This window comes from Paenibacillus darwinianus (genome assembly GCF_000598065.1).
In the GTDB taxonomy this organism is placed as follows: domain Bacteria; phylum Bacillota; class Bacilli; order Paenibacillales; family Paenibacillaceae; genus Paenibacillus_I; species Paenibacillus_I darwinianus.
Map to the genome: position 1 here is coordinate 8,935 of NZ_KK082149.1, position 9,308 is coordinate 18,242.

The 9,308-nt window shown below is 58.8% G+C and carries 10 protein-coding genes and 2 pseudogenes; all 12 read left to right on the forward strand.

Annotated elements, in window-relative coordinates; genetic code table 11:
* Positions 1 to 382: pseudogene (locus BG52_RS15975) on the forward strand (hypothetical protein); the annotation flags it as partial.
* 198 nt (positions 383 to 580) lie between these two features.
* Positions 581 to 859, forward strand: coding sequence for a sporulation protein YqfC (gene yqfC / locus BG52_RS06095; protein ID WP_036581161.1), 279 nt, complete (start codon positions 581 to 583; stop codon positions 857 to 859).
* Between the two features lie 14 nt (positions 860 to 873).
* Entirely contained in the window at positions 874 to 2,067 is a 1,194-nt protein-coding gene (gene yqfD, locus BG52_RS06100; protein ID WP_036581163.1) for a sporulation protein YqfD, read from the forward strand.
* Positions 2,068 to 2,071: 4 nt separating this feature from the next.
* Positions 2,072 to 3,043: a PhoH family protein gene (locus BG52_RS06105; protein ID WP_036581166.1), complete on the forward strand. Its 972-nt coding sequence runs from the start codon at positions 2,072 to 2,074 to the stop codon at positions 3,041 to 3,043.
* Positions 3,044 to 3,157: 114 nt separating this feature from the next.
* Positions 3,158 to 5,407 (forward strand): HD family phosphohydrolase, encoded by a 2,250-nt coding sequence (locus BG52_RS06110; protein ID WP_036581168.1) that lies wholly within the window; start codon positions 3,158 to 3,160, stop codon positions 5,405 to 5,407.
* Complete coding sequence (gene ybeY, locus BG52_RS06115; protein WP_036581170.1) at positions 5,404 to 5,901, forward strand: rRNA maturation RNase YbeY; 498 nt, start codon at positions 5,404 to 5,406, stop codon at positions 5,899 to 5,901. The genes BG52_RS06110 and ybeY overlap by 4 nt, the downstream gene beginning before the upstream one ends.
* Positions 5,901 to 6,266: a diacylglycerol kinase gene (locus BG52_RS06120; RefSeq protein WP_036581173.1), complete on the forward strand. Its 366-nt coding sequence runs from the start codon at positions 5,901 to 5,903 to the stop codon at positions 6,264 to 6,266. Before ybeY ends, BG52_RS06120 begins: the two co-directional genes overlap by 1 nt.
* A gap of 46 nt (positions 6,267 to 6,312) precedes the next feature.
* The gene (gene cdd / locus BG52_RS06125; RefSeq protein WP_051587555.1) at positions 6,313 to 6,771 is read left to right on the forward strand and encodes a cytidine deaminase; all 459 of its coding nucleotides are present in this window, start codon (positions 6,313 to 6,315) and stop codon (positions 6,769 to 6,771) included.
* A complete protein-coding gene (era, locus tag BG52_RS06130; protein ID WP_036581175.1) occupies positions 6,768 to 7,694 on the forward strand; it encodes a GTPase Era in 927 nt (308 codons plus the stop codon). The genes cdd and era overlap by 4 nt, the downstream gene beginning before the upstream one ends.
* Before the next feature lie 97 nt (positions 7,695 to 7,791).
* Positions 7,792 to 7,947, forward strand: a complete 156-nt coding sequence (locus tag BG52_RS15285; protein WP_081793629.1) for a YqzL family protein — start codon at positions 7,792 to 7,794, stop codon at positions 7,945 to 7,947.
* Between the two features lie 33 nt (positions 7,948 to 7,980).
* Complete coding sequence (recO, locus tag BG52_RS06135; RefSeq protein ID WP_036581177.1) at positions 7,981 to 8,736, forward strand: DNA repair protein RecO; 756 nt, start codon at positions 7,981 to 7,983, stop codon at positions 8,734 to 8,736.
* Between the two features lie 397 nt (positions 8,737 to 9,133).
* A pseudogene (locus BG52_RS15290) lies at positions 9,134 to 9,308 on the forward strand (glycine--tRNA ligase subunit alpha); the annotation flags it as partial.

The window sequence follows — 9,308 nt, forward strand, 5'->3', positions numbered from 1 at the left end:
GGAGACATGGCCGGTAAACCCGACGCCGCGGGCAGGGCCGTTATCCGCGCCGCCGCAGCCGCAAGCATGGGAGACGCGTCGTCCTTCGGCGGAGCTGCCGGAGGATGTGCGGCCGTCTTCGCATGAGGCGCCGCCGATGCGGCCGGTAGGGCCGGTGCGGACCGCCGAAGGCGGTGACGCGGTCCGGTCATTCAAGCTGTCAAGCAAGCCGGCGGTGACATCGGCCGAGGCTCTGGGCTCGCCCGCCTCTCAGGCACTGACCTCGATTCACGGTTTTTCGGAGAACGCGGATGCGAACGAGCTGCGCCAAGGGCTCATCTGGGCCGAGGTGCTCGGTCCGCCCCGCGCCAAGCGCCCGTTCGTGCGCGGAAGAAACGGATAGCAATAATTATGCAGAATAGAGAGCCGTACGGGCAGCGCCCGTACGGCTGTTTTCTCATTTCTGTTCATCACCCAGCCGGTACACGCGCTTTCAGCTATTGTTTGCCGGCCGGCATGCAAGTAGTTCGCTCGCGATTCTCATAAAACCGCATGGCCGCGCATATTTTGGTAAGGTACGGGAGGAGGGGTCGCATTCGTCATGCGCCGACTGAGCTCACGGATACGTAAATGGACTGCGGATATACTCGATCTTCCCCAGGATGTTGTGTTCGACCTGCCCCGTCTGACAATGATCGGCGACCGGCAGTTGTATATCGAAAACCACCGCGGTGTTATCCACTTCTCACCGGATAAGCTGCGGCTCGCGCTGCCCAAAGGCGAGCTCGAGGTATCCGGCTCCGGTTTGGTGATCCGGGGTATTTGGACCGAGGAAGTGTTCGTGGAAGGCGTTATTACGGATGTTCATATAAACGGGTAGGAGGCGTGGAACGGATGAAGGTAACGTGGCTCGATTCGATGCGCGGAGCGGTGACGGTACGAATCCGGGGAGGCGAGGTTGAGCGCTTCGTTAACCTTGCGGCTGCCGAAGGCGTACGGCTGCTTTCGCTGCGCAGGACAAGCCGGGGCGAGGCGGAGTGCGAGGTAACGCTGCGCGATTTTTTCCGTCTGCGGCCGCTGCTCAGGCAGACCGGCTGCCGTGTGCGCGTGCTCCGGCGCCATGGGCTGCCTTTTGTGCTGGTCAAGCTGAATCGGAGAAAGTTTTTCGCGCTGGGAATGGCTTTTTTTATCGTCGGCATGTACATGCTCTCCTCGCTCGTCTGGTCGGTCGAGGTGAGGGGGAATGCCGTCATCCCGTCCGAGCGCGTACTGGAAGCGGCCAGGCGCGAAGGGATATACCCGTTTCAATGGTCGTTCCGGCTGAAGGACGCGGATGTCCTCTCCAAGCAACTGATGGCCGGCCTGCCCGGTACCGCTTGGATCGGCGTCGAGAAGCGCGGCACGAAAATCACGATCCAAATTGCCGAATCGACCGTGCCCGAGCAGCGGCCGCTCATGAACCCCCGCCATCTCGTCGCGACGAATGACGCCGTCGTCACACGCATTATGGCGGATCGGGGGCGCCCGGTCGTTAAGGAGAATACCCGTGTCAAAAAAGGGGATGTGCTCATTTCAGGCATTCTTGGGGACGAGCGGAATACCGAAACGGTCGTCGCGGAGGGCGTCGTCAGAGGGCTCGTCTGGCACGAGTACGATATCGTATCGCCGCTGATCCGCAAGGTGAAGACCTACACGGGTGAACGCAGGGTGCAATGGTACGCCGTCGCGTTCGGGCGGGCGCTGCAGATAAGCGGCTACGGCAAGGCGCCGTTCGCAAAATATGAGACGGTACGGAGAGAGGAGCGGACGATCTGGCGGGGCATCCAGCTGCCGTTCGGCAGGATGAAACAATCTCGGCTCGAAATCCGTTATGAAGAGAGAACGGTGACGGAAGCGGAAGCGAAGGCCGAGGGACTGCTGCAGGCCAGGGCCGATATTTTGGCAAAAGCCGGACCGGATGCGGTCATTGTAGGTCAAAACCTTTTGCATGAAAAGGCCGACAATGGTAAAGTTTATATGAAAGTGCTTTTCGAAGTGGAGCAGTCCATAGTCGAAGAATGGCCTTTAGTCCATATACAAGGGGAATGAGGATTTGCAGGAAAAGACGGGAATCGTCAAAATTCCGCTGGGGAGCGCTGCGGAAGGGCTCGCGGTGTTCGGCCCGCAGGACAAATATTTGCGTCTTGTGGAGAGCCGGACCGAAGCGGAGATCCGCTCGCGCGAAGCGGAAATCGTGATAACCGGCAGTGAAAACGAGCTTGCCGTACTGGAACAGCTGTACAACGTTCTGCTTAAGCTTGCAAGAGGCGGCTACAATCTGTCGGAACGGGACATCGTGTATGCGCTTGAGCTTGCACGCGAGCTGCAGGCAGAGCAACTGCTGGATTTGTTCACATCCGTCATTGCGACGACGAGCAAAGGGAAGCCGATTCAGGTCAAAACGCTCGGCCAACGTCATTATGTATCCGAAATCCGCAAGAAAGACATCGTGTTCGGCATCGGTCCGGCAGGCACCGGCAAAACTTATCTTGCCGTCGTACTGGCGGTCGTGGCCCTTAAGGAAAGCAAAGTGAAACGGATCATTCTGACGCGGCCTGCGGTAGAAGCGGGGGAAAGCCTGGGGTTTCTGCCGGGCGATCTGCAGGAGAAGGTCGACCCGTATTTGCGCCCGCTATACGACGCGTTGCACGACGTGCTCGGGCCGGAGCAATCGGCCAAGGCGTTCGAGCGGGGCATTATCGAGGTCGCGCCGCTTGCTTACATGCGCGGACGGACGCTTGACGATTCGTTCATCATTTTGGACGAAGCGCAGAACACAACCCCTGAGCAGATGAAAATGTTTTTAACGCGGCTCGGCTTCGGCTCCAAAATGGTCATTACCGGGGACGTGACCCAAATCGACCTGCCGCGCGGCAAAAATTCGGGTTTGATCGAGGCTAAGCGCATCTTGCAGAACATCCAGGAAATCGGATTTATCGCCTTCACGGAATCGGACGTCGTCCGCCATTCCCTGGTCCAGAAAATCATTACGGCCTACGAGCGGGAATCGGAGCCTCGACCGTAATCGGCCGATTCCGCCCGCCGGCTGTCGGTTGCGTCCGGAGGAACCGGTTCCGGCTGTCGGCGGGCGGGCTAAAGGGCGTGTGGGGCGTGTCGTTGGGAGAGGGAGGGAAGCCTTATGAACCGCAATGGGATCTCCAACCGGGCGGCGGCGCTGTCGTCCAGAGCGGCGGGATGGAAGCACGGCCCCGGCATTCGCGGGGCGCTGCTGTTTCTGTTCGTGCTGCTCTTTTATTTCATCCTTGAGCAGCATCTGATTCCGAGAACCTACGATATTCAACTGAATACCGTAACGGCCCGCGACATCGTCGCGCCCAAGCAATGGGAGGACACGTCCGCGACACTCAAGGCTCAGGAGCAGGCGGCAGAGAACGTCGAGTCTAAATATTCGATCGTCGCGTTGCGCAACGAAGGGCTGATTGACCAGATTTTTGCGAGGATGGAGCGGCTCAACGCGGAGGACCAGGTGACGTTCCAGAACAAGGTCGATATTTACCGGAGGGAAATACCGGACCGGTACGATGCGTTCGTCGACAACTTTATCCGGAACAACGCGGGCGCGGATACGTATAATCCGACGCTGCTGCAGGAGATGGCGGTTCGCGTCAAGGAGCAGGCCTATCAGATTACAGAGGAAACCTACTATAAGCTGCCATTATTGAACGCGAATCAAATAGCCGAAATGCGCGCCGTAGCCTACGAGGTGGTCCGCAAGCTGATGGCCGAGCAGTTGCCGGATGCGGAGACGGCCAGGACGAAGGTGGCGGAGCTCGTCAATACAAGCGCTTTGTCCGAGCGGACAACCCGCGAGATCGTGGCGGAGCTTGCCCGCTATGCGATTATGCCGAACCGGTTCTACGACAAGGTGGCGACGGAGGAGGCGAAAGTGAAGGCCAAGGCGGATACGCCGCCGGTCGTGATCAAGGAAGGCGACGTCGTCGCGCGAAGCGGCCAGCTTATTACGCCTGAGTTATACGAGCGGCTGGACGGGCTGGGCCTCTTGCAGGATAAAAAAAATTATTGGCCTAACCTGGGGCTGCTGACGATCTCGCTGCTGGCCGCACTGGCCTTATATGGCTATCTCGCCCAGTGGGGCATCATGAACGGCGGACCGAACCGATCCTACCATAATGCCCAGCTGCTGATGCTGTGGCTCATTTTCGCCGTGAACCTGCTGACGATGACCGTCATCGCGATGATTCAGACGGATGACATCTTTTACATCGGGTTTCTCGCGCCGGCAGCAATGGGTACGATCCTGATTGCGCTGCTGCTGGACACGCACCTTGCCATGGTCAGCTCGTTCCTGTTCGCGGTGTTCGGCAGCGTCATGTTCAATCAGGACAATGATCGGATTTTCGATTTCAACTACGGGTTCGTTATCGCCGTCGTCTCCTTCACCGCGATATTCGCGGTTCACCGGGCGAGCCAGCGGTCCACGCTGCTAAAGGCCGGAATTATGGTCAGCCTGTTCGGGACCGTCGCCGTACTGGCGCTGCTCACCTTTGGCGAGCCGTCGGCGCGTACCGAAATTTTGCTGGCGGCCGGGTTCGCTTTTGCCAGCGGACTGCTGACGGCCATATTGGTAATCGGCTTGATGCCGTTCTTCGAAATCACGTTCGGCATTCTGTCGGCGCTCAAGCTGGTCGAACTGTCCAATCCGAATCATCCGCTGCTGCGCAAGCTGCTGACCGAGACGCCGGGCACGTATCATCACAGCGTCATGGTGGGCAACCTGTCGGAAGCGGCCGCCGAGGCGATCGGAGCGAATGGTCTGTTATGCCGGGTCGGCTCGTTCTACCACGATATCGGAAAAACGAAGCGGCCGAGCTATTTTATCGAAAATCAGACGGCCATCGAGAACCCGCATGACTCGATTGACCCGAAGCTGAGCAAATCGATCATTATCGCCCACGCCCGCGACGGGGTGGACATGCTGAAGGCGCACAACATACCGAAGCCGCTGCGGGATATTGCCGAACAGCATCACGGGACAACCTCCTTGAAATATTTTTATCACAAGGCGCTGAAGGAAGCGGAGGCCGAGGGCGCGGAGCCGGATTTCACGGAGGACGATTTTCGCTATCCCGGCCCGAAAGCACAATCCAAGGAGGCCGCGATCGTCGGTATTGCCGACTGCGTCGAAGCGGCGGTGCGCAGCCTGCGCAACCCGACGATGGAGCAGATCGAGAACATGATCCATAAAATTATCAAAAACCGGTTGGACGACAACCAGTTCAACGAATGCGACTTGACGATGAAGGAGCTTGACCGCGTCGCCCAAACGTTGAAAGAAACGGTGGCCGGCATTTTTCACTCGCGCATCGAATATCCGGAAGATGTTAAACCGAAGGAGCGGTTGGGATGAGCTTACGTTTGGAATGGAGCAACGAGCAGGAAGGGATCGAGATACCGGATGGCTGGATCGCGCGGTTGGAGCAGCTGCTTCAATTGGCCGGCGAAGCCGAGAATGTGACGGAAGGAGAGGTTGCCCTCACCTTCACGAATGACAAGGAAATTCATCGCCTGAACCGTGATTACCGGGGGATCGACCGGCCCACGGACGTCCTGTCCTTCGCGATGCAGGAAGAGACGGAGGACGAGCCGGAAATTACGTTCGAGGTGGACGATGAGTCGGAAGAGGACCCGCTCTCCGGCCTGCTCGGCGATATCGTGATCTCAATGGAGCGGGCGAAAGCGCAGAGCGAGGATTACGGGCATTCGCTGGAACGGGAGGTCGGCTTCCTGTTTGTGCATGGTTTTCTGCACCTGCTGGGCTATGACCATGAGAGCGAAGCGGAGGAAGCCGACATGACGGCGAAGCAGGAAGCGATTCTGCAGAAAGCCGGGCTGACACGCTGATGCGCCGATTTTTCGCCAGCTTTCGTTATGCGGGGCGGGGGATTGCGCATGCGCTGCGGACGGAATGCAATCTGCGTGTGCACGTCTGTGCAACGGCGGCCGTCTGCCTGGCGGCGGCTTTGCTCGGCTTGTCGCGGATCGAGTGGGCGGCGGTGCTCGGCGCGTGCGCGCTGGTCATCACCGCTGAGCTGGTGAACACGGCGGTGGAGCGGCTGGTCGATTTGGCGACGCAAGAGAGTCATCCGCTGGCCGAGTCGGCGAAGGATACGGCGGCCGGCGCGGTGCTGGCCGCCGCCTTCTTTGCGGTCGTCATCGGGCTGCTGATCTTTGGTCCGCATGTGTGGCGGCTGCTGACGGATTCATAGACATTAAGACTATACAAACTAATATACATAAGGGAGGTCGCGAGTCGTGACGAATCGTTTATCGTCGGAGGAGCTCCGGCAGTTGATTGAAGCGGCGAAGGAAGCGCGCAGCCGCGCCTATATCCCCTACTCGGGCTTTGGCGTCGGCGCCGCGCTGCTCGATGGGAATGGGCATATTCATTACGGCTGCAACGTCGAGAACGCAGCTTACGGGCCGACGAACTGCGCCGAGCGGACCGCGATGTTCCGCGCCGTTGCGGACGGGCATGCGCCGCGCTCGTTCCGGGGAATGGCTGTCGTAGCGGACACGCCGGGTCCGGTGTCGCCGTGCGGTACCTGTCGCCAGGTCATGGCGGAGCTGTGCGGACCGGATATGCCGGTCTGGCTGACCAGTATGAAGGGCGACGTGACGGAAACGACCGTCTCGGCGCTGTTGCCGGGCGCGTTCCTGCTGAATGCGGACGAGGCGGCAGGCGCTTTTTCGAAAGGGGAGCCGACAGCATGACGAAGCGCAATCAGGGATCGGGCGGGGAAAAGAAGGTGTTCCGCTCAGGCTTTGTGGCGATCGTGGGGCGTCCCAATGTCGGTAAGTCGACGCTGATGAACGGCCTGATCGGCCAGAAAATCGCTATTATGTCGGACAAGCCCCAAACGACACGCAACAAAATTCACGGCGTGTATACGACGGACAATATGCAAATCGTCTTTCTCGATACGCCGGGCATCCATAAACCGAATTCCAAGCTGGGCGATTTCATGAACAAGTCGGCCGAAAGCGCGCTCTCCGAGGTCGAGGTTATTTTGTTTCTCACCGATGTATCGGAGGAACTGGGCGGCGGCGATCGCTTTATAATCGAGCGTCTCAAAAAATCGGGCACGCCGGTCATTCTTGTCCTGAACAAAATTGATAAGGTGCATCCCGAGGCGCTGCTGCCGATTATTGCGAAGTACCGGGAGCTGCATGATTTTGCCGAAATCGTTCCGATCTCCGCCTTGCAGGGCAACAATATCAACACGCTGGTCGAGCAGATCGCCAAATATTTGCCGGAGGGTCCGCAATATTATCCGGCCGATCAGGTAACGGATCACCCCGAGCAGTTCGTCGTAGCCGAGATGATACGCGAGAAAATATTGCATCTGACGCGCGAGGAGGTGCCACATTCCATTGCCGTTATGATCGAGGATATGCGCGTTCAGGATAACGGCGTCGTATATATCGGTGCGGTTATTTTTGTGGAGCGGGATTCGCAGAAGGGCATCGTCATCGGCAAGCAGGGTGCGGTTCTGAAGGAAGTCGGCAAGCTGGCCCGTCACGACATCGAGACGCTGCTTGGCTCGCGAACGTTTCTTGAGCTGTGGGTTAAAGTCAAGAAGGACTGGCGCAATCAGGACCGCGTGCTGAAGGATCTGGGCTTCCGGAACGACTAATGATCCCGGTTTGTGAAGGACTGGTGGGAATATCCTCGGATACTCTCTGTGCGGAAGTCGTATGCTAACTGCAGCACCGGAGAGAGGATGATCCCGCATGCGCGATTTTTCTTGGACGTACTTTACGTTGACCGGAGACTTGGACGCGTTTTTGCTGTATAAACAAATGGATGATATGAAGGCGTCCGAAGGGGCGGACGGTCCCGGCGACGCCTTCGATGCGCTTGATGAATGGGAGGATGCGGACGGTTGACGCCGTCCTCCCGCCAAGGCGAGGGGAGACGCTGTGCTGTACCGTGTGGAAGGACTTATCATACGCTCGATGGATTACGGGGAAGGCAACAAAATCGTGACGCTGCTCACCAATACAAACGGCAAGGTCGGTGTGCTGATCCGCGGCGCGAAAAAGCCGAAAAGCCGGCATGGGTCGCTGGCGCAGCCTTTTACGCACGGCGAGTTCGCGTTTTTCCGGACCGGCGGCCTCGGGACGCTGAACAGCGGCGAAATTATCGCCTCGCACCATAAGCTGCGCGAGGAGCTGGAATTGGCCGCCTACGCTTCGTATGCGGCGGAGCTGACCGACCGCTCGCTGCAGGACGAGGATGCGGGGACCTTTCTGTTCGAGCAACTGAATGCGCTGTTCGCCGGGTTGGAGGAGGGCAAAGACCCGTCGGTTCTGATCCATCTCTACGAGATGAAAATTGTCCAAGCGGCCGGTTATTCGCCCGTCCTGAACGCCTGCGCTTCATGCGGCGGCCAGGAGGGGCCTTTTGCACTGAGCGCCCGGCTCGGCGGTTTGCTGTGCCTACGGTGCCGGCACACCGATCCGCAAGCGATGAAGCCCGGCGACGGCGCTTTGAAGCTGATGCGCTTGTTCGCCCGCATGGACATGCGCCGCTTAGGCGCCGTTCAGGTGAAGCCGGAGACGAAGCGTGAACTGAAGACGTGCATGCGGGCCCTGCTGGATACGCACTTGGGCCTGCAGCTCAAAACGCGCTCTTTTCTCGATTCCCTGGACGTTCTGCGTCCGCCTGAAGTCTAGGCCGTTTGGAACATCGCTACACAAACAAACAAATTGGGTATATCCTGTTGACAGTGCGGCATAATTCATGTATACTGTTAAATTATCAATATCGGACGATGATGGAGAAAGTAGTCGGTGGCGGCGGCGCCAAGCGAGTCGGGGAAGGTGTGAGCCCGGCGGTCCCGCGCAGACGAAACGGCACTCCGGAGTGCGCGTGGCAATCAAGGGGGCTTTGCCGGTTGCGGCAGGGCAAGTAGGGTGGAACCGCGGGAATCGCTCCCGTCCCTACGTCTGGAAACAGGCGTAGGGACGGGGGTTTTTTGCGCATCCGCGCGGAATGCGGACCGACGTTCTGCTTCCGGCCGTTCGCCCCCGGCAACAGGGCAATACGATAAACGAGGGAGTGTGCAAGCCAATGAATTTTCAGGGCATGATCCTGACGCTGCAGCAATTTTGGGCGGAACAGAACTGCATTCTCGTGCAGCCGTACGATACGGAGAAAGGCGCCGGTACGATGAATCCGATGACGTTCCTCCGCTCGATTGGTCCGGAGCCGTGGAACGTCGCGTACGTAGAGCCCTCCCGCCGGC